This is a genomic window from Fictibacillus sp. S7, assembly GCF_004127935.1.
Lineage (GTDB): Bacteria > Bacillota > Bacilli > Bacillales > Fictibacillaceae > Fictibacillus_C > Fictibacillus_C enclensis.
The window spans coordinates 4,712,772-4,735,882 of the sequence record NZ_QJKL01000001.1; the positions used below are offsets into that span (position 1 = coordinate 4,712,772).

23 protein-coding genes are annotated in these 23,111 nt (G+C 45.4%); 17 read left to right on the forward strand and 6 right to left on the reverse strand.

The features are described 5' to 3' along the window. Nucleotides 1-156: 156 nt before the first annotated feature. The gene (locus DMO16_RS23915; RefSeq protein ID WP_129480261.1) at nucleotides 157-471 is read right to left on the reverse strand and encodes a hypothetical protein; all 315 of its coding nucleotides are present in this window, start codon (nucleotides 469-471) and stop codon (nucleotides 157-159) included. Between the two features lie 224 nt (nucleotides 472-695). Between DMO16_RS23915 and DMO16_RS23920 the strand changes: the two genes are divergently transcribed. The 5 genes from DMO16_RS23920 (at nucleotide 696) to ald (ending at nucleotide 5,642) form a co-directional block, all read left to right on the forward strand. Beyond that, nucleotides 696-1,904, forward strand: a complete 1,209-nt coding sequence (locus DMO16_RS23920) for an argininosuccinate synthase (protein ID WP_061972492.1) — start codon at nucleotides 696-698, stop codon at nucleotides 1,902-1,904. Further along, on the forward strand, nucleotides 1,901-3,274 hold the full coding sequence (argH, locus tag DMO16_RS23925; protein WP_129480262.1) for an argininosuccinate lyase: 1,374 nt from the start codon (nucleotides 1,901-1,903) through the stop codon (nucleotides 3,272-3,274). The genes DMO16_RS23920 and argH overlap by 4 nt, the downstream gene beginning before the upstream one ends. Before the next feature lie 75 nt (nucleotides 3,275-3,349). Further along, entirely contained in the window at nucleotides 3,350-3,514 is a 165-nt protein-coding gene (locus DMO16_RS24520; protein ID WP_164989007.1) for a hypothetical protein, read from the forward strand. Between the two features lie 150 nt (nucleotides 3,515-3,664). Beyond that, nucleotides 3,665-4,426, forward strand: coding sequence for an SDR family oxidoreductase (locus DMO16_RS23930; protein WP_061972494.1), 762 nt, complete (start codon nucleotides 3,665-3,667; stop codon nucleotides 4,424-4,426). Nucleotides 4,427-4,520: 94 nt separating this feature from the next. Further along, on the forward strand, nucleotides 4,521-5,642 hold the full coding sequence (gene ald / locus DMO16_RS23935; RefSeq protein WP_129480263.1) for an alanine dehydrogenase: 1,122 nt from the start codon (nucleotides 4,521-4,523) through the stop codon (nucleotides 5,640-5,642). Nucleotides 5,643-5,691: 49 nt separating this feature from the next. Here ald and DMO16_RS23940 read toward each other — a convergent pair whose 3' ends face one another. After that, nucleotides 5,692-6,789 carry a M24 family metallopeptidase gene (locus DMO16_RS23940; protein WP_061972496.1) on the reverse strand — a complete coding sequence of 366 codons (1,098 nt, stop codon included), beginning with the start codon at nucleotides 6,787-6,789 and terminating at the stop codon, nucleotides 5,692-5,694. A 199-nt stretch (nucleotides 6,790-6,988) separates the two neighbouring features. Here DMO16_RS23940 and DMO16_RS23945 point away from each other — a divergent pair, with 199 nt between their 5' ends. From DMO16_RS23945 to DMO16_RS23955, 3 genes are all read left to right on the forward strand, one after another. Beyond that, entirely contained in the window at nucleotides 6,989-7,666 is a 678-nt protein-coding gene (locus DMO16_RS23945) for a metal-dependent hydrolase (RefSeq protein ID WP_061972497.1), read from the forward strand. Between the two features lie 60 nt (nucleotides 7,667-7,726). Further along, entirely contained in the window at nucleotides 7,727-7,984 is a 258-nt protein-coding gene (locus DMO16_RS23950) for a hypothetical protein (RefSeq protein ID WP_129480265.1), read from the forward strand. An 85-nt stretch (nucleotides 7,985-8,069) separates the two neighbouring features. After that, the gene (locus DMO16_RS23955; RefSeq protein WP_061972499.1) at nucleotides 8,070-9,386 is read left to right on the forward strand and encodes a DRTGG domain-containing protein; all 1,317 of its coding nucleotides are present in this window, start codon (nucleotides 8,070-8,072) and stop codon (nucleotides 9,384-9,386) included. Nucleotides 9,387-9,431: 45 nt separating this feature from the next. Here the strand turns inward: DMO16_RS23955 and DMO16_RS23960 are convergent, their stop codons facing one another. Further along, complete coding sequence (locus DMO16_RS23960; protein ID WP_129480266.1) at nucleotides 9,432-9,734, reverse strand: YtpI family protein; 303 nt, start codon at nucleotides 9,732-9,734, stop codon at nucleotides 9,432-9,434. 96 nt (nucleotides 9,735-9,830) lie between these two features. On the opposite strand from DMO16_RS23960, the gene DMO16_RS23965 reads away from it, so the two are divergent. Next, the gene (locus tag DMO16_RS23965) at nucleotides 9,831-10,781 is read left to right on the forward strand and encodes a DHH family phosphoesterase (protein WP_061972501.1); all 951 of its coding nucleotides are present in this window, start codon (nucleotides 9,831-9,833) and stop codon (nucleotides 10,779-10,781) included. A 106-nt stretch (nucleotides 10,782-10,887) separates the two neighbouring features. Here DMO16_RS23965 and DMO16_RS23970 read toward each other — a convergent pair whose 3' ends face one another. From DMO16_RS23970 to DMO16_RS23980, 3 genes are all read right to left on the reverse strand, one after another. Continuing rightward, the gene (locus DMO16_RS23970; RefSeq protein WP_061972502.1) at nucleotides 10,888-11,070 is read right to left on the reverse strand and encodes a hypothetical protein; all 183 of its coding nucleotides are present in this window, start codon (nucleotides 11,068-11,070) and stop codon (nucleotides 10,888-10,890) included. Nucleotides 11,071-11,191: 121 nt separating this feature from the next. Continuing rightward, nucleotides 11,192-11,695, reverse strand: a complete 504-nt coding sequence (gene ytrI, locus DMO16_RS23975) for a sporulation membrane protein YtrI (protein WP_061972503.1) — start codon at nucleotides 11,693-11,695, stop codon at nucleotides 11,192-11,194. A gap of 1 nt (nucleotide 11,696) precedes the next feature. Beyond that, a complete protein-coding gene (locus tag DMO16_RS23980; protein ID WP_061972504.1) occupies nucleotides 11,697-12,026 on the reverse strand; it encodes a YtrH family sporulation protein in 330 nt (109 codons plus the stop codon). Nucleotides 12,027-12,144: 118 nt separating this feature from the next. Here DMO16_RS23980 and DMO16_RS23985 point away from each other — a divergent pair, with 118 nt between their 5' ends. The 8 genes from DMO16_RS23985 to DMO16_RS24020 all read left to right on the forward strand — a co-directional run bounded on the left by DMO16_RS23985 (nucleotide 12,145) and on the right by DMO16_RS24020 (nucleotide 22,805). Beyond that, a complete protein-coding gene (locus tag DMO16_RS23985; RefSeq protein ID WP_129480267.1) occupies nucleotides 12,145-15,534 on the forward strand; it encodes a DNA polymerase III subunit alpha in 3,390 nt (1,129 codons plus the stop codon). Between the two features lie 167 nt (nucleotides 15,535-15,701). Next, nucleotides 15,702-16,940 (forward strand): NAD(P)-dependent malic enzyme, encoded by a 1,239-nt coding sequence (locus DMO16_RS23990; protein WP_061972506.1) that lies wholly within the window; start codon nucleotides 15,702-15,704, stop codon nucleotides 16,938-16,940. Between the two features lie 25 nt (nucleotides 16,941-16,965). Then, nucleotides 16,966-17,595, forward strand: a complete 630-nt coding sequence (locus DMO16_RS23995) for a FadR/GntR family transcriptional regulator (RefSeq protein ID WP_061972507.1) — start codon at nucleotides 16,966-16,968, stop codon at nucleotides 17,593-17,595. A 32-nt stretch (nucleotides 17,596-17,627) separates the two neighbouring features. Next, on the forward strand, nucleotides 17,628-18,482 hold the full coding sequence (gene accD, locus DMO16_RS24000) for an acetyl-CoA carboxylase, carboxyltransferase subunit beta (RefSeq protein WP_061972508.1): 855 nt from the start codon (nucleotides 17,628-17,630) through the stop codon (nucleotides 18,480-18,482). Nucleotides 18,483-18,484: 2 nt separating this feature from the next. Then, the gene (locus DMO16_RS24005) at nucleotides 18,485-19,462 is read left to right on the forward strand and encodes an acetyl-CoA carboxylase carboxyltransferase subunit alpha (protein ID WP_061972509.1); all 978 of its coding nucleotides are present in this window, start codon (nucleotides 18,485-18,487) and stop codon (nucleotides 19,460-19,462) included. A 116-nt stretch (nucleotides 19,463-19,578) separates the two neighbouring features. Next, nucleotides 19,579-20,538, forward strand: a complete 960-nt coding sequence (gene pfkA / locus DMO16_RS24010; RefSeq protein ID WP_061972510.1) for a 6-phosphofructokinase — start codon at nucleotides 19,579-19,581, stop codon at nucleotides 20,536-20,538. A gap of 42 nt (nucleotides 20,539-20,580) precedes the next feature. Continuing rightward, nucleotides 20,581-22,332 carry a pyruvate kinase gene (gene pyk, locus DMO16_RS24015; RefSeq protein WP_129480268.1) on the forward strand — a complete coding sequence of 584 codons (1,752 nt, stop codon included), beginning with the start codon at nucleotides 20,581-20,583 and terminating at the stop codon, nucleotides 22,330-22,332. A 77-nt stretch (nucleotides 22,333-22,409) separates the two neighbouring features. Then, complete coding sequence (locus tag DMO16_RS24020) at nucleotides 22,410-22,805, forward strand: FxsA family protein (RefSeq protein WP_129480269.1); 396 nt, start codon at nucleotides 22,410-22,412, stop codon at nucleotides 22,803-22,805. Nucleotides 22,806-23,111 lie beyond the last annotated feature (306 nt).

Sequence of the window (23,111 nt, forward strand, 5' to 3'; positions counted from 1 at the left end):
AATGAACTACCAGAAGTCGAGGGAAGTTACAGAGTTTGCCCATAAATTTTATCAAAAACGCTTTTTAATGGATAAACAACTATAATTTTATGCATTTTATGTATACAACATACAAAAACACCCGATGATCGATTGATCACTATCGGGTGTTTTTTATTATGAATGAAGCCTTGCGCTAATATCCTGATGGGTACGGTACCAGAGCCACAAATCGTTAATTATGGAAGCGAGCTCTGCGATTTCCCAATTTAATCGGCAGGAGGTTTCGAAATTATCTTCTTCGCCAAGCGCTTCTTGTTTTTGATTTATGGTTTCTTCAATCCGTGCAATTCTGTCCGGAATGGTTCCGCGGACGGTTTCCCACTGTGCAAGGATTTCCGACTGTCTGGCTGCCGAATAGTCATCCCAGGGCTGCTCCAGGCGGGGCAGAGCAATGCCGAGCCGTCCATTAAATTCAAAATCAGATCTCATTTCCATCACCTCTGCTTCCATCATACATAATATAAAGAAGATGTAAAACTGAAATCCTATTAATAATTATACATTTTTATAAATAATTATTGAAATATGATTCAAGAGTTGGTATAGTGGTCTCAGAAGAAAAATTGAAGTTGCAAAGAGCAGCTTCTTTTATTTAACCGGTAATGCATAAAAATTAAATTTAAAGTATTTTAATACAAAGGAGTTTTTACAGAATGGCGAACAAAAAAGTAGTATTGGCATACTCAGGCGGATTGGATACTTCAGTAGCGATTAAGTGGCTTCAGGAAAAAGGTTACGATGTCATCGCACTTGGACTGGATGTAGGAGAAGGAAAGGACCTGGATTTTGTTAAAGAAAAAGCGTTGCTTGTTGGTGCTATTGAATCCATCAGCCTCGATGTGAAAAAAGAATTTGCACAGGAGTTTGTCCTTCCAGCTCTTCAAAGTCATGCAATGTATGAAGGAAAATACCCGGTGCTTTCTGCGTTATCCCGACCGTTGATCGCCAAAAAGCTGGTTGAGGTAGCTGAGGAATATGGAGCGCAGGCGGTAGCGCACGGCTGTACAGGAAAAGGAAACGACCAGGTTCGTTTTGAAGTTTCCATTTCTGCATTAAATCCAAATCTTGAAGTAATTGCACCGGTTCGTGAATGGGGCTGGTCACGTGATGAGGAGATTGAATATGCAAGAAAACATAATATTCCGATTCCGGCGACACTTGACAGCCCGTATTCAGTGGATCAAAATCTGTGGGGAAGAGCCAATGAATGCGGCATTCTGGAAGATCCATGGGTTGCACCGCCAGAGGACGCATATGATTTAACGGCAGCACTTGAAGATACACCGAACACCCCTGAAATTATCGAAATTGCATTTGAAGAAGGTGTTCCTGTTGCGCTAAACGGGATACCGTACAGCCTGGAGCAATTGATTCTACATTTGAACAAGATAGCCGGAGCACATGGGATTGGGCGAATTGATCATGTGGAAAACCGATTGGTGGGTATTAAATCACGTGAAATTTATGAATGTCCTGCAGCCGTAACGCTTTTAAAAGCGCACCGAGAGCTGGAAGATATCACGCTTGTAAAAGAAGTAGCTCATTTTAAGCCGGTTGTTGAGAAAAAATTGACGGAAGTAATTTATGAAGGGCTATGGTATTCTCCAATTCGCCCTGCACTTCAGGCTTTTCTTGAACAAACACAAAAAACAGTAACGGGCGTGGTACGTGTCAAGCTGTTTAAAGGGCATGCCATTGTGGAAGGACGTAAGTCACCATTTTCCCTTTATGATGAAAAACTTGCCACCTATTCAACAGACGATACATTCAATCACCAGGATGCCGTAGGGTTTATTTCCCTATGGGGCTTACCAACCAAAGTAAGCAGCCAGGTGAAGCAGCAAAACGGGGTGAAAGCATGACCACAAAATTATGGGGAGGAAGATTTACCGAATCTGCCGAACAATGGGTCGATGAATTCGGTGCTTCCATCTCTTTTGATAAAGAACTAGTAGAAGAAGATCTTGCAGGCAGCATCGCCCATGTGACGATGCTTGCCAAATGCGGGATCATAACAGAAGAAGAAGCAGAGACCATTCGAAACGGACTTCAAACCCTTTTGAAAAAAGCACAGAACAATGAGCTTGAGTTCAAGGTGGACTTTGAAGATATTCACCTGAACCTGGAGAAGCTTCTTACGGATGAAGTTGGACCTGTAGGCGGAAAACTCCATACAGGCAGAAGCCGTAATGACCAGGTCGCTACTGATATCCATCTGTACATGAAAAAGCAGGTTTCTGCATTTATCGAACAGATTAATCAGCTGCAAACGGTGCTTCTTTCTCTGGCGGAGGAACATGTGGAAACCATCCTGCCGGGCTACACCCATCTGCAGAGAGCGCAGCCGGTTTCTTTCGCCCATCATTTGATGGCTTATTTCTGGATGTTCCAGCGAGATAAAGAACGCCTTTCAGACAGCATGAAGCGGATCGATGTGTCTCCACTGGGAGCCGGTGCGCTTGCAGGGACGACGTTTCCTATCGACCGTGAATACAGCGCCCAGCTTCTTGGGTTTGATGATATTTACCACAATAGCCTGGATGCGGTCAGTGACCGGGATTTCTTGATCGAATTCTGCAGCAATGCTTCGCTAGTTATGATGCATTTGTCCCGTTTTTGCGAGGAGCTGATTCTGTGGTCTTCACAGGAGTTTCAATTTGTTGAAATCAGTGATTCGTTCGCAACAGGGAGCAGCATGATGCCGCAAAAGAAAAACCCGGACATGGCAGAGCTGATCCGCGGGAAAACCGGACGTGTCTATGGCAGCCTCGTTTCCTTGCTGACCGTGCTAAAAGGACTGCCGCTTGCGTACAACAAGGATATGCAGGAAGACAAAGAACCCTTGTTTGACGCGGTGCATACGTTAAAAGGTTCAGTGGCCATTTTTACCGGCATGCTTGAAGGTCTTACTGTTAAATCGGAGAATATGCAAAAAGCCGTTTCTTCGGATTTTTCAAATGCCACTGAACTCGCCGATTACCTGGTAAATAAAAACATTCCATTCCGCGAAGCGCATGAAATTGTCGGAAAGCTTGTGCTAACCTGTATTCAGAAGCAGATGTATTTACTGGATCTTCCGTTTGAAGAATACAAATCCGCTTCATCATGTTTTGAGGAAGATGTTTATGACGTCCTGCAGCCGAAAACCGTGGTATCCCGCCGGAATTCTGCAGGCGGAACCGGGTTTGAAGCCATCCGATCTCAATTGGAAGTGGCGAAGACTAAAATTTAACCAGCCAAATTGTGGCACGCTAATCTAGCCTCTCGTGGTGAACACTAAGGTAAACCCGAGAAGGAGGATAAAAGTATGCCCAAACAAGAAAAACCTGTTTCCTTTACATCCTTTGATCAGGAAGATGAGATAACCATACAGCAGCAAATCAACGAATCGTATCAGAGCGGAGTCGTTGACTATGTAGATCAAGGCCATTCAAAAAAAGAATGGGAAGACGACGAAAGTCTTGAATCCTGACAGGCAAAAAAGCACCTGGATAACCCAGCGTGCTTTTTTGTTTTGCAGAGATGAGAAGTGCCACACATTTAACCGGTGTCCGGAATAGACTTAGTTAAGAAGAAATGGTTACAATGATAATGAAGGATCAGAGTTTTTGGAGGTGGTACAGTGAGGCATGCCATTGTCACAGCAGGATCAAAAGGATTAGGCAAAAAAGTATCAGAGCAGTTAATCAAGCAGGGGTGTTCCGTCACTGTCAACTATCGGAGTGATGAACAGGCCGTAAGTAAGCTGAAGCAGGAATGGGAGTTGTATGAAGACCGTATCCAATACATAAAAGGCGATGTAACCAAAAAAGAGGATATCTCCCATATCTGTGAAAGTGCTCTGGATCAATTTGGACGTATCGATTATTTAATTAACAATGCAGGACCTTATATATTTGAACGAAAAAAACTGGCTGACTATGAAGATCATGAATGGTATGAAATGATCGACGGAAATTTAAGCTCAGTGTATCACTTTTTAAAATGTACGATACCGGTTATGAGAAAAAATGGTTTCGGACGCATCATCACCTATGGGTTTCAAGACGCAGAGTACACTCCGGGCTGGGTCTATCGTTCAGCCTTCAGTGCTGCAAAGGTGGGGCTCGTATCGTTGACCAAAACCATCGCGCTTGAGGAAGCGGAACATGGCATTACGGCAAACATGGTCTGTCCCGGCAACATTGTTGGAGAGATGAAGGAAGCGGGTATAGAAGAAGCAAGGATGATTAGAGACCAGGACACACCAATTGGCCGTTCGGGAACAGGTGAAGATATCGCCAGACTGATCGCTTTCTTGTGTGAAGAAAATTCGGATATGATTACAGGCAGTATCATTTCAGCGACCGGCGGACTGGATGTCATCAACCGCCACCGGAAATAGGAAGTTTTTTAGTATTTTTTTGCTCGAATGCTAAGACTAGACATTAATACGTCATTACATAAATAATCATTGGTCTCAAAGAGGAGGATGGAAAATGAAAATCGGTGTTCCCACAGAAGTGAAAAATAATGAGAACCGTGTGGCGATGACGCCGGCCGGTGTATTGAACCTGGTGGCATCCGGGCATGAAGTGTATATTCAGAGCGGTGCGGGTGAAGGATCTGGCTTTCATGATTCTGAGTATGAAAAAGCGGGAGGAACGATTGTGCAGACGGCTGATCAGGCCTGGGCCATGGACATGGTGATGAAGGTAAAAGAACCGCTGCCTGAAGAGTATATTTATTTCAGGGAAGGACTGATCTTATTCACTTATCTTCACCTTGCGCCAGAGCCGGAACTGACAAAAGCATTGATTGATAAAAAAGTAGTGGGCATCGCCTATGAAACCGTGCAGCTGCCAAACCGCTCACTTCCGCTTCTCACCCCGATGAGTGAGGTGGCAGGGAGAATGGCGGCGCAAATCGGCGCACAATTTCTTGAAAAGCCAAAGGGCGGAAAAGGCATCCTGCTTGGAGGAGTTCCAGGGGTGAAACGCGGAAAGGTAACCGTCATCGGCGGCGGCGTAGTTGGAACAAACGCTGCAAAAATAGCGATGGGGCTTGGAGCTGATGTGACCATCATCGATTTAAATCCTGAGCGGTTAAGACAGTTGGATGACATCTTCGGAGCAGAGATTAACACCCTGATCTCCAACCCGTTAAACATCGCTCTATCTGTAAGTGAATCCGACCTGGTAATCGGCGCTGTATTGATTCCGGGAGCTCGGGCGCCCAAACTTGTAACAGAGGAAATGATCAAATCCATGAAGCCGGGATCGGTCATTGTAGATGTAGCCATCGACCAGGGTGGTATCTTTGAAACCGTTGATAAAATCACCACCCATGATCATCCGACGTATGAAAAACACGGAGTGGTTCATTACGCGGTCGCCAACATGCCGGGAGCGGTTCCACGGACATCAACGATGGCGCTTACAAATGTCACCGTACCTTATGCGGTCCAAATCGCAAATAAAGGGTACGAAGAAGCCTGCCGGAAAAATGAGGCTCTGCTTATGGGGATTAATACACTTGAAGGCTATGTGACATACGAAGCGGTGGCAGAAGCGCACGGTCTTGAATATAAGTCGGTTCATGAGTTTATTGATAAAGATTGATACAAAAAAAAAAACAGCGAATCCATCTTGGATCCGCTGTTTTTTCTGATTAGTTTACAATGACAAGTTCCTTGGTGAATTGTGTAAGGCATTCGTGGCCGCTTTCTGTAATGTAAACATCGTCCTCGATCCTTACACCACCCACATCCGGAAGGTAAATACCCGGTTCGATGGTATAAACCATTCCTTCAACCAGTTTTTCGTTATTTTTTTCGTTCATGGAAGGGTGCTCGTGAACGTCAAGCCCAAGCCCATGACCGATGCGGTGAGGGAAGTAGTCGCCGTATCCCGCTTCTTCGATGACCCGTCTTGCAGCAAGGTCTAGATCACCCACGCGGGTTCCCGGTTTGCTCAGATCCAATGAGGCCTGCTGGGCTTTTTTCACCACTTCATAAATTTCTTTTTGCTTTTCGGAAGCCGACTGGTAGGCAACGGTCCGGGTAATATCCGAGCAATATCCGTCAACCACCACTCCAAGATCAAAAAGGACAAAGTCTCCTGGCTGGATTTCTTTTAATCCGGGATTGCCGTGTGGCATCGCGGACTTTTCCCCTGCCAGAATGGTTGTGGAAAAGGACATTTCTGCCGCCCCTTTTTTCTTGAGTGCATATTCCACTGTAGCGACGAGCTCAAGCTCCGTTACTCCTCTGCCTATGGCTGCGATTCCTGTTTCTATGCCAAAGTCGGCCAGACGTGCTGCTTCGCGGAGAATGGAAATTTCATCTTTGCTTTTGACAAGCCTCATGGCATTCAGCTCATGCTCCACGGACACAAGGGATGCGTTTGGAAAAAGATTTAACAGCTGCATACCGCGATGATAGGAGAGATGCTCTTTTTCCACGGCAATGGATTCCACAGAAGAAATGCCGCGTCCGGAAATGGCTTCCGAAATCATTTCCCATGGATTATCCGTGTCGGAAAAGCCCAGAATCTCATGCTTCCATCCTGCATTTTTTGCCTGTAGTACTTCCATTCCTGGACAAATGAGAACGGGCTCTTTATCCGGAAATACAAATACACCGAGCAAGCGCTCGTGAGGGAAACAGCGAAATCCCGTTAAATAATAAACATTGGCGGTTGAAGTTACAAATGCGCCTTGTATGTTTTGCTCTTTCAGCCAGGTTGAGAGTGCTTCAATTTTTTGCATAATGTATCTTCCTTTCCTATGTATGGCTATTCATTGATATTTGAAGTACGCTTTCAATGTATCACTTCAATGGGGGGTTGTAAACGAACCGCCTCTGTAAAAGTCCGTTTAAGATCTGTGAAAACAGGTAATGAGAAGGAAATGAAGGCTGTAATTGCGAAATGAATTACAGATAACCATTAAAGGAGATGTTGAAGTAATGAAATTAACGTTCCATGGACAATCTGCACTAGAGATTACCACTGAAAAACATTCCATATGGGTTGACCCTTTTATTTCAGGCAACACCTTTTGTGATGTGGAGATTGATGACGTAAAGCCGGATGTTATTCTTCTGACCCACGGACATAATGACCATGCCGGTGATGCAGAGGAAATTGCCAAACGGAATAACAGCCTGATTGTAGCGCCGTTTGAGCTCGCCGAATATTTTGGTACCAAGGGCTTGAACGTTCATCCCATGCATATTGGCGGCGGCTATCAGTTTGAATGGGGATATGTAAAGTGGACGCAGGCTTTCCACGGATCCAGCTTTACCGAAGAAGACGGAACGGTTGTCTATACAGGCATGCCGGCGGGACTTCTCTTTACATCAGAAGGAAAAACGATTTATCACGCAGGCGATACGGCCTTGTTCTCGGATATGAAGATGATCGGCGAACGCAATGATATTGATGTGGCCTTTTTACCGATCGGGGACAATTTCACGATGGGGCCAGAAGATGCGGCAACCGCGTCGGAGTGGCTTAATGCGAAATTGACAGTGCCTATTCATTACAATACGTACCCTGTGATTGAACAGGATCCCGACAAGTTTGTCGCATCTTTAAAAGGAGACGGCAAGGTCCTTAAACCGGGAGAATTTATTGAACGATAGGATACGCTCTGCTTCTGCCTCCTTGTCAACATGCATAGCATTAGACAAGGGGGTTTTTTTATGATGGCCAATCACACCATGTTTAAAGCACTTTCTTTATTGGCGCTGCTGGTTTACGGTATTCCGCATTTGAATTTTTCTCAGACAGGAAGTCCGGCTTTTGTTTTCTCGGTTGTTTGGCTCGGTTTCGCACTTGTGGCATTCATAGCACAGACGAAGAAATTATGGATGACGCTGGTTTTTGTTCTTGAACTGCATCAACGACCAAAAGGTGATAATCCCGAGCATTCCGGGCATTCCTTCCTGAAGAATCATTGAGTTTCTGTTTCAATGTCTGTATAATCTGTATTAATCAACTATAGTAGAACAGCTAAAACAGAAGCCAAAAGGAACGGTGGATAACGTGGCTACCAAACATGAACAAATTATTGAATACATCGAATCCCTTGAAATCGGCTCCAAAATTTCTGTACGGCAGATCGCCAAAGCGCTTTCCGTAAGTGAGGGCACTGCCTACAGAGCCATTAAAGAAGCTGAGAATCAAGGTGTGGTCAGCACAATTGAACGTGTTGGAACCATCCGTATTGAGCGGAAATTGAAGGAAAATATTGAAAAACTGACCTTTGCCGAGGTGGTTAACATTGTGGACGGCCAGGTGCTCGGCGGCAGAGAGGGATTACATAAAACACTAAACAAATTTGTCATCGGCGCGATGAAGCTGGATGCCATGATGAGATACGTGGATCCGGGAAGCCTCCTGATTGTCGGTAACCGTGAAAACGCCCATGAATTGGGACTGAACTCCGGGGCAGCTGTACTCATAACTGGAGGGTTTGATACAACAGATGAAGTGAAACGGCTGGCGGATTCCCTGAAACTTCCTGTTATTTCTTCGAGCTATGACTCCTTCACCGTGGCGACCATGATCAACAGGGCGATTTATGACCAGCTTATCAAAAAGGAAATCGTACTCGCTTCGGATATACTGATACCGGCAGAAAAGACCCACCTGCTCACCACGTCAGATAACGTGGAAAAATGGTACGAACTCAATCAGAAAACACAGCATAGCCGTTATCCGGTCATTGACAGCCAGATGAAAGTGGTTGGCATCGTAACGTCAAAAGACATCATTGGTATGGAGCGGTCTTTAATGATCGATAAGGTCATGACCCGCTCACCCATTACGGTCACTCATAAAACGTCTGTTGCTTCCTGCGCTCATATTATGATTTGGGAGGGCATTGAGCTACTGCCAGTGGTGAACAACGCACAGAAGCTGCTCGGGATTTTGACGCGGCAGGACGTATTGAAATCCATGCAAATGATCCAGAAACAGCCTCAGGTCGGGGAAACCTTTGACGATTTGATTACCGCCTCCATTACGGAAGTCAAAGACGGACAAGCTCCAAGATACAAGTTCGGGGTTACCCCGCAAATGACCAACTACCTCGGGACCGTTTCATACGGCGTCATGACAACCCTTGTTATTGAAGGAGCCAGCCGCGCCCTAAGAAAGATTAAAAAAGGGGACATCGTGGTTGAGAACCTGACGTTTTATTTTATCAAACCTGTGCAGATGGAAAGTACGATCGAAATCGTTCCGCGCGTACTAGAAGTCAGCCGGAAGTTCGGAAAAGTGGATGTGGAATTGTATCATGAGGGTGCAGTCGTCGGTAAAGCCCTTTTGCTTGCCCAGTTGATCGGACATCGCTCCTAACGAAAAAACGGCTCAGGATCATCATCCGCTGAGCCGCTTTTTATATTAAGACTGTGCGTTTTGTGCTTCTTCTATGGCCAAAGGCAGAAAATGCTTGTACATTTTATAGCCCGTAACCAATAAAAACAAGCCGTAAACAGAAAAAATGATAGCAATCCAAAGCTGGATTTTATCTTCGACCATGGTGAACTCGTTCAAACCGAATGAAAGCAAGAAGATACCAAGTGCCATTTTGGCTTTGGTACCAATCCAGTTTTTTTCATAAACAGCTCTGGAACGGACTTCTTTTACTTTATAAAAAATGTAAAATGAAAGAGAAACTACAATCAGGATAACAAATAACGGCATATGTCTACTAACCTCCAAGTTCGTTGTCCATCTCCATTGTAATGGTTGATGAGAAGAATTGCCATATGGTTAGTCAAAGAAAAGGGAGAGAATTCTATGAAAGACGCTATTCTTGAAACGATCAAAAGCTACAATAAAATCGTCATCCACCGCCATATCCGTCCGGACCCTGATGCGCTTGGTTCCCAGGGTGGACTTGGAGCCATTTTAAAAGCCAGTTTTCCAGAAAAAGAGATTTACCTGGTGGGGGAAGAAGATCGAGCATTAACGTTTTTGGTGCAAATGGATCAGATTACAGATGATACCTATAACGGTGCGCTTGTGATTGTATGTGATACGGCAAATTCCCCGCGAATCAGTGATCAGCGATACTCGCTCGGCGACAAACTGATTAAAATTGATCATCATCCCAATGAAGAGCCATATGGTGACCTTGTCTGGGTGGATACCAGTGCCAGTTCTGTCAGTCAGATGATTTTCGAGTGGTTCGAGCATGAAAAAGAAAATGGTCTGATTCTGAACAAAGAGGCTGCCCGGTTGTTGTTTGCGGGTATAGTAAGTGATACCGGACGATTTTTATACCGGAATACTACAGACAGAACTTATTATGCCGCAGGAGAGCTTGTGAGGAAAGGAATTCCAACAGGCGAAATCTTTGAAAATCTGTATAAAGTGAAAGAAAGTACGGCGAGATTGAATGGCTATGTTCTTCAAAATTTTACTGTGATTGACGGCATCGCCGGTTACATTCATCTTGAGAAGGAGACGCTCGAAGAGTACGGCGTAAGTGTGAGTGAAGCCTCCCAGCTCGTGAACGCGTTTGCCAATGTGGAGGGAATTGTGGCGTGGGTGTTTTTTGTTGATGAACCCAATCAGATTCGTGTCCGCCTTCGCTCAAAAGGTCCGGTGATCAATCGATTGGCAATGAAATACAACGGCGGCGGCCACCCGATGGCTTCAGGAGCAACGGTTTACAGTGAAGAAGAAACAAAACAAGTTGTTTCCGATTTGGTAGAACTGTGCAAAGAGTTTGTAACGGGCCGCTAAACCAGCAGGATGACATAAAGAAAAAACAGCTCGATGCAACTGCCCCTGGTAACAGGTCAGCAGTTCAACGGCTGTTTTTTGTTTGCTATGCACGCATTTAAATCCATTAGGATTTCTCGGGAATAAACCAGGAGCCAAGGTCTGTTGTGTCTTCGTGAACAGGAATATTCAGCTTCATCAGTTCTTTTTTGATGAGTTCTGCCACTTCTTTTGTTTCTGCAAAAGCAGAAAAGCCATTCTGGATTTTTTTGACTTGTTCGCGAGCGATTTCTTTACGGTTAATAATCAAGCGAAATACCCCCTATTCATTCTTGCTTTCTTTTATTGTAAACAATCCGGTATGAAAAAGCCAACAGATTATTTGAATTGTCAAAAAACAGGAAATACGAATTATTTTTGGGATGAGCAGATTATCCTTCGGGAATGATTTTTATGTGAACCTCGAGTGTCGTGAACAAAAAAAGATAAGTAACAATGACTTTGTAGCTTTCGCCGTCGACTTCATACCCTTTGTTTTCAATAGCCTTGTAAAGGAGCATACGGGTTTTATCGACGGATTCAATATCTTCACCGAGGAGGTTTTCCAGCTGATCCTGTACGGATTCTGATATTTCGTAGACTTTGAGCTGCGGCAGTCTGAGTGTATCATTGTTCGTTACGTATACTTTTATTTTCTGAACCCTTAATTGCTTTTCGTTTTCCTCATTGCTTTTTTCATAGGTATCTTTCCATTGGGCGATTTGTTCTTTAAGGTCAGCGATATGGGACGCTTGATTCTTGATGGTGCTGACATAATGTTCTACCGTCAGCCCATACTGTATTAAAAAGAAGACCCATCCCAGTATAATTCCAAGCATCATCCCGGCAAAAAAGCGCTGATATCCTTTTCGGTTAAAAAAAGGGGGGATTCTCATCTCAGTTCAGATTCTCCTGTGTCAGCCATTGCAAAAGAAGCATGGCGGTATTGGCTCCGGCCATGGCGATAAAGATGATAATCAGCTGTTTAATGATTTCGTAGGTTGCACCATTTAAAAAGCTTCGTTCAAAATTCGTAATGGTGTCAAACGTACCTCCCATTGCAGCCACGATGGCCCAGATTTTCAGTTTTTTTGCAAGATCCACTGTCTCCATGAGAGGGGCTTTCCCTACCAGGAAGGCGGCGAGGCCGCCGATAATGGCGCCACCGAGAATGACGCCGAAAGCGATAAAAAAGGTAATGATAATACTCGAAAGAAACTCTCTCACACGTCACTCCTCCTTTTTTATTATTATTATGGACACGCTCTGCCGAATATGCTTATTTTCTAAAGGAGGCACGGATGTACTATAATAGAAGACAAATGAGCGATAAGGAAGTGATGCAATGACATTTGTTCCGTTGCATATACATACAGAATACAGTCTGCTTGAAAGTTCCAGTCGCCTGAATTCCCTGGTGAACCGCGCAAAAGAGCTCGGGTACAAAGCGCTGGCGATTACGGACAAGCTGAATATGTACGGGGTGATCCCCTTTTATAAAGCCTGTAAAAAGCAGGGCATTAAGCCGATCGTTGGCGTTGAGGTCACCATTCTTTTAAACCCGGTGTTCGATACAAGAAAAAGACCGGAAACCGGCAAGCTGCTTCTTTATGCACGAAATGTAGAAGGCTATATGAATCTTTTGAAAATCAGCACAAAGCTGATGAAAGATCCGGCTTCTTTTCCAAGTCTGCAAAAAGATGTGTTGAGCGCAAATAAAGAGGGGCTGCTCCTCATCTCTTCCGGAACGGAAGGAGAAGTGCAGCAGCTGATTCTCCAGGGAGAAAAGGAGAGAGCGAGGGAAGTTTGCCGGCTTTATCAAAGCTGGTTTGGTCCACACGTTTACCTCGGGGTGGAAGACCATGGAACCGGGAAAGAAAAAAATATCAATTTTGAGATGGAGCAGCTCTCCAAAGAGGAAAACATTCCACTTACCGCTGCACATGAAATCTATTATGTGAAACCGGAAGAAGCGGAATCGCAGGAGGTGCTGCTCTGTATTAAAAACGGTCAGAAGCTTGGGGATTCGGATAGGGAAATGCTCCCAACCGATGAGTTTTACCTGCTGTCACCCGATGAGATGGAAACCCGGTTCAGCCACCTTCCAGATGCTTTGGCTGCCTCAGAAAAAATTGCGTCTGAGTGCAATGTCGATCTTGTATTCAATCAGCAGTTGATTCCTAAATATCCGCTGCCCGAAGGAACAGCATCCACCGACTACCTGAAGACGATTTGCCTGAAAGGCGCGGCTGCCCGATATGGGGAACCAGATGCCAGAGTTCTTGAACGGCTGGACTATGAGCTCGACATTATCCGGAAAATGAAATTTGATGATTATTTTTTAATTGTCTGGGATTTTATGAGATTTGCACATCGTTCCGGCATGATCACAGGACCCGGACGAGGGTCGGCGGCAGGCTCGCTTGTCGCTTATGTGCTCTATATTACCGAAGTGGACCCTATTGAGCATGATCTGCTATTTGAACGATTTCTTAATCCGGAACGTGTAACCATGCCGGATATCGATATTGATTTTCCGGATGTTCGAAGAGATGAAGTGCTTCAATATGTGAAAGAGAAATACGGAGAAGAACGGGTCGCTCAAATCATCACGTTTGGAACCCTCGCGGCCAAAGCGGCAATCCGTGATACGGCCCGGGTGCTTAACCTCCCGGGGAATCTGGTGGACTCGGTTTCCAAACAAATTCCCTCACGCCCGGGTATGACACTGGCACGGGCAACAGAAGAGTCGTTTGGGCTGCAAAAGCTGATGAATGAAAATCCGACTGTGAAAAAACTGATGGACGTGGCTGCTACGCTTGAAGGCTTGCCGCGCCACGCTTCCACACATGCAGCCGGGGTAATCATAAGCGGTCGGCCACTTACGCATTATACTCCCCTGCAAACCGGGCATGAAGGCATATCTCTTACACAGTACAGCATGGAATGGCTTGAGGAGATCGGATTGCTTAAAATGGATTTTCTCGGCTTGCGAAATTTAACGTTGCTGGAGCAAATCTGCACCCTCGTTGAAAAAGGTACAGGAACGACCGTCCATCTGGGCAGCATTCCGTTTGATGATAAGGCAACCTTTGAAATGTTGGGCAAAGGCGATACAACAGGGATTTTCCAGCTGGAATCTGACGGAATGCGAAGAGTCCTGCAGCAGCTGAAGCCAACGGAATTTGAAGATATTGTCGCCGTGAACGCGCTTTACCGGCCGGGCCCAATGCAGAATATTCCGGATTATATTGAGGGGAAGCATGGGACGCGAAAGGTACAATACCGGCATTCGGATCTTGAACCCATTCTAAAACCAACCTATGGCGTTATCGTGTATCAGGAACAGATCATGAAAATCGCCTCAAAAATGGCAGGCTTTTCTTTGGGTGAAGCCGACCTGCTGCGACGGGCCGTAAGTAAAAAGAAGCGGGATGTGCTCGATCGGGAAAGAGAGCATTTTGTTAAAGGCTGTCTTGATCATGGGCATGACCAGGAGACGGCGAACGGCCTTTATGATCTCATCGTCCGGTTTGCTGATTATGGATTTAACAAAAGCCATGCGGTCGCATATAGTGTTATCGCGTATCAGCTGGCCTATTTGAAAGCCAATTATCCGCTTTACTTCATGGCGGCTTTGTTGTCCAGTGTAACGGGAAATCCTGAAAAAATTGAACAGTACCGGAAAGAATGTACAGAAAAGAAGATACAGGTGCTTCCGCCCTCGATCCGACACAGCTTTCTCCATTTTACTGTGGAAGGAGATTGTGTTAGATTTGGTCTGTTGTGCATAAAAAATGCAGGTTATCAAGCAATCAAGCACTTGATTGAAGCAAGGAGCAAGCATCCGTTCACTGATTTGTTCGATGTTTGTGCTTATTCGCCCGCCAGGCTGGTGAATAAGCGGACACTTGAATCCCTGATTTTTGCCGGAGCATTCGATGATTTTGGACAGGATAGGGCTTGTCTTCTGGCTACTCTGGACCGGGCCATTGAGTATGGAGAAAAAATTCAGGCGTACCGGGAAGAAAATCAGATACAGCTGTTTGGGGAACACGACAGCATAGAGAAGCCCGGCTATGTAGAAGTGCCTCCGTTCAAGGAGCCGGAACGTCTGAAGTTCGAGCATGAAGCCCTTGGCTTTTACCTTAGCGGCCATCCGCTGAAAAAGTTTCAGCGCATAATGGAACAGTATGGGCTCCTTTCCATCAGTGAAGAGTCAAACACCCCGGCGAAGTCCAATGTGCGCCTAGGCGTCATGATCACGAAGGTAAGAGCGATTAAAACAAAAAAGGGAGACCTGATGGCTTTTATTTCGGGAAGTGATGAATCGGGAGAAATGGAATTTGTGGCTTTCCCGAACGCCTATAAAACCTATCATGACCTTTTTCAAAAAGGAGCTTTCCTCTTGATTGAGGGAACCATGGAGGAAAAGAGCGGGTCAAGGCAGGTTTTGATTAATAAAGCCGGCCTCCTTTCGGACGTCAGTGAAAGAAAGCAGCCTTCCGGGGAACAAATTTTGTATCTCAAACTTCAAAAGAACCTTTCTCCGGCCGTGCTGAGCCAATTAAAAGCAAGGCTGAATACGAGCCGGGGAGAAGCCCGGGTGATTCTGTATTATGAACAGGATCGAAAAAGCATGAAGCTGGCACAGTCAGTCGCTCCAACCCATGAATTTTTGTCAGAAATCAGGGGGCTGATTGGTGCAGAAAACGTGGTGTTAAAAGGAAGGTAATGTCTTTACAGCTTGCCTTCATCTGTTATAATAAATAGGTCAATGGTGGTCAGACCACCAAAAAAGGCTGATAAAATATACTGGATATTTGCACCGCTTTGAAACAGACATTGCTTCACCAATTCTTTTTACGCTAACTTAATTCATTAAAATTAGGAGATGAACGGATGTCTATATTACGAGAAGAAGCACTGCACATGCACAGAGTAAACAAAGGGAAACTGGAATCAACTCCTAAAGTTCCGGTAAGAAATGCAAAGGATTTAAGCCTTGCGTATTCTCCGGGAGTCGCAGAACCATGCAAAGATATCTATGATGACAAATCCAAGGTCTACGAATATACCATGAAGGGCAATACTGTTGCTGTAGTTTCCGACGGAACCGCTGTTCTTGGACTGGGCAACATCGGACCGGAAGCGGCCATGCCTGTTATGGAAGGAAAAGCTGTTCTTTTTAAGAGCTTTGCCGGTGTGGATGCGTTCCCGATCTGCCTGAATACAACGGATATCGATAAAATTGTTGAAACGGTTAAGCTGCTCGAGCCTACCTTTGGCGGAGTTAACCTGGAAGACATTGCGGCTCCAAATTGCTTTTTGATAGAAGAACGATTGAAAAAAGAGACGAATATCCCTATTTTTCATGATGACCAGCACGGCACGGCAATCGTTACACTTGCAGGCCTTGTTAATGCTTTGAAGCTCTCAAACCGTCAGATGTCTGAGATCAAGGTTGTAGTGAATGGGGCAGGTGCTGCCGGAATTGCTATCATTAAGCTTTTGGACCGCTTTGGTGTAAAAGACATTGTAATGTGCGATACTAAGGGTGCGATTTATGAAGGTCGTCCGTTTGGCATGAACAGCGTAAAAAGCGAGGTTGCTAAATTCACCAACCGCTCCAAAAAGGAAGGAACCCTTCAGGAAGTCATCGCCGGCACCGATTTGTTCATCGGCGTGTCAGTTGAAGGGGCATTAACGGAGGAAATGGTTCGCTCCATGAATGAAAACCCGATCATCTTCGCCATGGCGAATCCTACGCCTGAAATTATGCCTCGAAATGCGAGAGAAGCAGGAGCTATGGTTATTGGGACTGGCCGTTCCGATTTTCCAAACCAGGTAAATAACGTACTTGCTTTTCCGGGGATTTTCCGAGGTGCTCTTGATGTCCGGGCAACCCACATCAATGAAGAGATGAAGATCGCTGCGGTGCATGCCATTGCGAACCTTGTGGCAGAATCAGAACTGAATCCTGATTATGTAATTCCGGCACCATTTGATCCACGTGTAGCACCAGCAGTTGCCGCAGCAGTGGCAAAAGCGGCTATGGAAACTGGTGTTGCCAGAATCAAAGCGGATCCCGAAAAAATCGCTGAAAAAACCATGCAGCTTTCATTGATTGGTAAGGAATAAGCGATTCTCGAGGGAGGCTGGACAGTTGTCAGGCACATCTGAAAAGGTCTATGTTGAGATCATAAAAAAGATTAAATCCATTATTGAAGAAGACGATCTGCAAGCCGGTGATAAACTTCCGTCGGAGCGAGAGCTTACAGACCGCCTGCATGTTGGGCGCTCCTCTGTAAGAGAGGCGTTGCGTTCACTTGAGCTTCTGGGGCTTATTGAAACCCGCAGAGGTGAAGGGACGTTTATAAAGCCTGCCACGGGACACCGGCTTGTGGAGGTTCTTGCTTCTTTTATTTTGCACGATCAAAAGGCCAGGCAGGATCTTCTGGAAACCAAGTCTATTATTATCAGAGATTGTATAGAATTAGCTGTACAGAGAGTTCGTCCAGAGGATATTGAGTACCTGAATGTCCTCATCCGGGAGATCGAACGCACGGAGCATGACAGAGATGTGCAGCAGCTGATTCTCCGGTTTCAGGAATCTGTCATCAAATTATGCAATAATCATTTGCTGTACAGGCTGTGGGTTGAGTTATCAGACTACGGACTGTCAGTTCATCAACATTCATTTCTTCTTCATTCAGGGGAATGCTCGCAACTATTGGAGCACTTAAAGAACGGGGACAGCAAGAATGTAATTCAGCTAATGTCACAGACGATGTGAGATTAAGTTTACACAGTATGGGTGGTGTTATTTTGTTAAAGGATTTTTTCGCCAAGAAGAAGAAATATGCCACGATTCCTACCGAAAAAATGAAACATGATGTGCCTGAGGGACTGATGACCAAGTGTCCCGAATGCAAACACATCATGTATACAAAAGAGTTAAAGAAAAACTTGCTTGTATGCCAATCCTGCCATTATCATTATCCGATGTCTTCCTTCGAACGAATTGGAAGTCTTGTGGACGAAGGCAGTTTCACAGAATACGACCGGAACATGATATCGGAGAATCCGCTGGAGTTTCCAGGATATCTGGAAAAATTAGAAAGTGACAGAATGAAAACAAAAATCAATGAAGCGGTTGTCACTGGAGACGCGACCATTAATGAAAATCCAGTTGTTATTGCCGTCATGGATTCGCGTTTCAGAATGGGCAGCATGGGCTCTGTGGTTGGAGAAAAGATCACAAGAGCTATTGAGCAGGCTATAGAGAAAGAGCTTCCGTTTATCATCTTCACCGCTTCCGGTGGTGCAAGGATGCAGGAAGGAATCCTGAGCTTGATGCAGATGGCCAAGACGAGTGTTGCGCTTAAAAGGCACAGTGACCGCGGGCTGCTGTTTATTTCTGTCATGACCCATCCGACAACGGGCGGGGTATCTGCAAGCTTTGCTTCTGTTGGAGATTATAATTTTGCAGAGCCTAAAGCGTTGATTGGCTTTGCCGGCCGCCGGGTCATCGAGCAGACAATCCGCGAAGACCTGCCGGAAGATTTCCAGACGGCAGAATTTTTGCTGAAGCACGGTCAGCTTGATAAGGTTATACCAAGACATGAAATGAAAGAAACACTGACAAATGTATTGAAAATCCACTCAGGAAGGAGGGCATAAACATGGTTGGAGAGTTGGAGTTCGAACGTCCGATTACAGAACTGAAAAAGAAGATCGCAGAACTTAAATCGTTTATGGATGAAAAGGGAATTGACCTAACCGATGAAATCACTTCACTTGAAGAAAGGCTGAGCGCTCTTCAAAACGATACGTATGAAAATATGAGCGCATGGGACCGTGTTCAAGTTGCCCGCCATCCTGAGCGTCCGACAACCCTTGATTACATCTCTTATCTTTTTAAAGATTTCATTGAATTGCATGGCGACCGCCTCTACGGAGAAGATGAGGCGATTGTCGGGGGAATTGGCATGTTCCATGACCAGCCCGTTACTGTGATTGGACAGCAGCGCGGCCGTGACACAAAAGAAAACATCAGGCGCAACTTCGGCATGCCGCATCCGGAAGGATACCGCAAAGCCCTTCGTTTGATGAAGCAGGCAGAGAAGTTCTCACGCCCGGTTATTTGCCTGATGGATACAAAAGGAGCATTTCCCGGGAAGTCAGCTGAAGAAAGAGGACAGAGTGAAGCCATTGCCAGAAACCTGGTGGAAATGGCGGGTCTTCATGTACCCATTATTTGTATCGTTATCGGTGAAGGTGCAAGCGGCGGAGCCCTTGGCATCGGAGTAGGCAACCATGTTCACATGCTGGAAAACTCCTGGTACTCTGTTATTTCACCTGAAGGTGCGGCTTCTATTCTTTGGAAGGATTCCACAAAGGCCAAACTTGCGGCAGAGTCGATGAAAATTACAGCTCCGGATCTGAAGGAACTCGGAATTATCGATGAAATGATCCCCGAAGTTAAAGGCGGAGCACATCATGATCCCGAAGAACAGGCGAAGCGAATCGAAGCGGTTATTCAGTCATCGCTTGAAGAACTGATGAATTTGTCGGAAGAAGAGCTGGTGGAACAGCGCTATGAAAAGTATAAAAATATGGGAGAATTTACGTTTGTAAACGATTCCATTGCTGTGAAATAAGGAATGTGCTTTCTCTGTGAAGAGAAAGCACATTTTTTGTCGTTTGTTGTCTATTGTGTTGAAGTTTTGAACATGATATTTTAATAAGATGAGAATACAGGAGAGGTGGAAGCTAAATGAAGCGAATTGGGGTTCTTACGAGTGGAGGAGATTCACCAGGTATGAACGCTGCCATTCGTGCTGTAGTTCGTAAGGGGATTTTTCATGATCTTGAGGTTTATGGCATCTATAATGGTTACGCTGGCTTGATTGCGGGTAACATTACTAAATTGGAAGTGGGCTCTGTGGGAGATATTATTCACAGAGGCGGCACCATGCTTCGTACAGCAAGATGCGAAGAATTCAAAACGTCTGAAGGACAGGCTAAAGGTATTGAGCAGCTGAAGAAATTTGGCATCGAAGGTTTGGTTGTCATTGGAGGAGACGGTTCTTTTCAAGGAGCGAAAAAACTCTCCGAAGCCGGGTTTCCAACGATTGGTTTGCCAGGAACCATTGACAATGATATTCCGGGAACCGATTTTACGATTGGATTTGATACAGCATTAAATACTATAATTGAAGCGATCGATAAAATTCGAGATACTGCAACTTCCCATGACAGAACCTATGTCATTGAAGTTATGGGGCGCGATGCAGGGGATCTGGCCTTATGGGCAGGTCTTGCTGACGGTGCAGAATCCATTCTTATACCTGAAGAACAGCATGAAATTGATCACATTATCAACCGTCTGCAGCTGGGCATTGACCGCGGTAAGAAACACAGTATTATCATTGTGGCTGAAGGCGTCTGCAGCGGTGTGGAAATCGGAAAACAGATCGAAGAAAAAACGAACTTGGAAACACGGGTTACGGTGCTGGGACATATCCAGCGCGGCGGATCACCAACCGCATTTGACCGTGTACTTGCAAGCCGTCTGGGCGCCAGAGCCGTAGAGCTCCTGCTTGAAGGCAAAGCCGGGCGTACCGTTGGTGTGCAGAAAAACGCCCTGGTGGATCATGACATCACGGAAGTGCTGGCAAGCAAACACCATTTGGATCAAGGAATGTACCGTCTGTCTCAGGAACTATCAATCTAATTTTACATTGCATGAGCAAGTGCAAAACACAGGAGGAAGACCATGCGTAAAACAAAAATAGTCTGTACTATCGGACCTGCAAGCGAGAGCGTTGAGAAACTGACTCAACTGATCGATGCAGGTATGAATGTGGCTCGACTTAATTTCTCTCACGGAGATTTTGAAGAGCACGGAGCACGTATTATTAATATCAGAGAAGCAGCTGGTAAGCTGGGAAAAACAGTTGCCATTCTTTTGGATACAAAGGGGCCTGAAATTCGTACACAGACATTGGAAGGCGGAGTGGCAGAGCTTCAAGCAGGAGAAGAGCTTGTCATTTCCATGGAAGAAGTCGTGGGTACGAATAAAAAAATCTCAGTAACATATCCTGGCCTTGTGGACGATGTTCATGTAGGTTCCAAAATTCTTTTGGATGATGGCTTGATTGAGCTGGAAGTTACAAAAATCGGAGCCAAAGAAATCACAACAAAAATACTTAACAGCGGAACGCTAAAAAATAAAAAAGGGGTTAACGTCCCAAATGTCAGCGTTAAGCTGCCAGGTATTACGGAAAAAGATGCGAAGGATATCGAGTTCGGTATAGAACAGGGAATCGACTTTATTGCTGCCTCCTTTGTACGTCGTGCGACGGATGTGCTTGAGATCCGCGAGATTCTTGAAAAGCACAACGCCCCAAGCATTCAGATCATTCCAAAGATCGAGAACCAGGAGGGTGTCGAAAACATCGACGAAATCCTTGCTGTATCTGACGGTTTGATGGTTGCCCGCGGTGACCTTGGCGTGGAAATCCCTGCTGAAGAAGTTCCACTAGTGCAAAAAATGCTCATTAAAAAGTGTAACGAGCTTGGAAAGCCTGTCATTACGGCAACGCAGATGCTCGATTCCATGCAGCGTAATCCTCGTCCAACACGTGCGGAAGCGAGTGACGTGGCCAACGCGATTTTTGATGGCACAGATGCCATTATGCTTTCCGGAGAAACAGCAGCCGGAACTTATCCGGTTGAAGCAGTACAAACCATGCACAAGATTGCGAACCGTGCCGAAGCCTCTCTGGAATACCGCAATATCCTGTCACAGCGAAGCAAAGAGAGCAAAACAACGATTACAGATGCGATTTCTCAATCTGTATCCTTTACTGCTCTTAATCTTGAAGCGGATGCCATCATCACAGCAACCGAGCGCGGTCATACTGCAAGAATGATTTCCAAGTATCGTCCAAAAGCTCCTCTTGTTGCGGTAACAAGCCACGATGACGTGATGAGAAAGCTTGCTCTTGTCTGGGGAGTCTATCCGGTAAAAGGCAAAAAGGCAGAAACAACAGATGAAATGTTCCAGATTGCTATTGACTCTTCCATTGAAAGCAACCTTGTTACTCATGGCAGCATTGTGGTGATTACAGCTGGTGTTCCTGTAGGAAAAACCGGATCAACCAACCTTCTTAAAGTTCATGTGATCGGCGATGTACTTGCCAAAGGTCAGGGCATTGGACAAAATTCCGCTACCGGGAAAGTTGTAGTGGCAAAAACCTCCACTGAAGCTTCCAAAGTTCAGGAAGGCGACATCCTTGTAACGATCGGTACTGACCGTGAAATGATGCCGGCAATTGAAAAAGCAGCTGCTATTATTACCGAAGAAGGCGGGTTAACAAGCCACGCTGCAGTAGTGGGGATCAGCCTTGGAATTCCTGTTATCGTTGGTCTTCAGAATGCCACAGAAATTTTAAAAGACGGCCAGGAAATTACGGTGGACGCTTCCAAAGGCGACATTTACGACGGGCGTAAAAATGTACTATAAAATATACAAATAAGAGAGGGATTCTTGTCCTTCTCTTTTTTTATAAACAAAAAGTGTGATGGTAAAGGAGCACCTTTATGTTCAGGATTTTATTTTTATTGTTGCTGATCGTACCCGCTGCCGAAATTGTAATTTTGGTATGGGTGGGCCACCAAATCGGTCCACTGCCCACGTTTATCCTCATTGTCCTCACCAGCCTGCTTGGCGCATGGCTGGCCAAAAAAGAAGGGCTGCATGCTTTGAGGCTTGCACAATCTCAGCTGCAGAACGGGCAGGTTCCCGGCTTTGTCCTTATTGACGGCATCTGTATTCTGGCGGGTGGTATATTTTTGTTCACGCCAGGCTTTATTTCAGACCTTATCGGTGTGCTTCTGCTCATCCCGCCGACCCGGGCGGTGGCAAAAGCCTGGCTTTTGCGCTATTTTCAGCGAAAAATCAAATCCGGGCAATATCATTTCTATTGGAAACGGTAAAAGAGCATCCATTTTGGACGCTCTCTTCTTTTTACGGGGGAGAGTAAAACCGATGGCTGCGTTTTATGGAAAAGTCTTCCAATGCTTTTCGTCTCTAATCGGGCATGTCGGCTTTTCCTGATCCAGCTTCCACGCCCAGAGACTCGATCATTTCAGCCTTTTCCAGAAAACAAAAAGCGTTTTATGGAAAAGTCCTCCAAAGCTTTTCGTCTCTAATCGGGCATGTCAGCTTTTCCTGATCCAGCTTCCACGCCCAGAGACTCGATCATTTCAGCCTTTTCCAGAAAACAAAAAGCGTTTTATGGA

Bases quoted from the DNA above. Each gene is read 5' to 3' on its own strand.
- DMO16_RS24520 (WP_164989007.1), top strand. From the start codon at position 3,350: ATGCCCAAACAAGAAAAACCTGTTTCCTTTACATCCTTTGATCAGGAA.
- ald (WP_129480263.1), top strand. From the start codon at position 4,521: ATGAAAATCGGTGTTCCCACAGAAGTGAAAAATAATGAGAACCGTGTG.
- DMO16_RS23960 (WP_129480266.1), bottom strand. From the start codon at position 9,734: ATGCCGTTATTTGTTATCCTGATTGTAGTTTCTCTTTCATTTTACATT.
- DMO16_RS23950 (WP_129480265.1), top strand. From the start codon at position 7,727: ATGATGGCCAATCACACCATGTTTAAAGCACTTTCTTTATTGGCGCTG.
- DMO16_RS24005 (WP_061972509.1), top strand. From the start codon at position 18,485: ATGGTTGGAGAGTTGGAGTTCGAACGTCCGATTACAGAACTGAAAAAG.
- DMO16_RS23965 (WP_061972501.1), top strand. From the start codon at position 9,831: ATGAAAGACGCTATTCTTGAAACGATCAAAAGCTACAATAAAATCGTC.
- DMO16_RS23985 (WP_129480267.1), top strand. From the start codon at position 12,145: ATGACATTTGTTCCGTTGCATATACATACAGAATACAGTCTGCTTGAA.
- argH (WP_129480262.1), top strand. From the start codon at position 1,901: ATGACCACAAAATTATGGGGAGGAAGATTTACCGAATCTGCCGAACAA.
- DMO16_RS23920 (WP_061972492.1), top strand. From the start codon at position 696: ATGGCGAACAAAAAAGTAGTATTGGCATACTCAGGCGGATTGGATACT.
- DMO16_RS23915 (WP_129480261.1), bottom strand. From the start codon at position 471: ATGAGATCTGATTTTGAATTTAATGGACGGCTCGGCATTGCTCTGCCC.
- DMO16_RS23940 (WP_061972496.1), bottom strand. From the start codon at position 6,789: ATGCAAAAAATTGAAGCACTCTCAACCTGGCTGAAAGAGCAAAACATA.
- pfkA (WP_061972510.1), top strand. From the start codon at position 19,579: ATGAAGCGAATTGGGGTTCTTACGAGTGGAGGAGATTCACCAGGTATG.
- DMO16_RS24020 (WP_129480269.1), top strand. From the start codon at position 22,410: ATGTTCAGGATTTTATTTTTATTGTTGCTGATCGTACCCGCTGCCGAA.
- ytrI (WP_061972503.1), bottom strand. From the start codon at position 11,695: ATGAGAATCCCCCCTTTTTTTAACCGAAAAGGATATCAGCGCTTTTTT.
- DMO16_RS23990 (WP_061972506.1), top strand. From the start codon at position 15,702: ATGTCTATATTACGAGAAGAAGCACTGCACATGCACAGAGTAAACAAA.
- pyk (WP_129480268.1), top strand. From the start codon at position 20,581: ATGCGTAAAACAAAAATAGTCTGTACTATCGGACCTGCAAGCGAGAGC.
- DMO16_RS23945 (WP_061972497.1), top strand. From the start codon at position 6,989: ATGAAATTAACGTTCCATGGACAATCTGCACTAGAGATTACCACTGAA.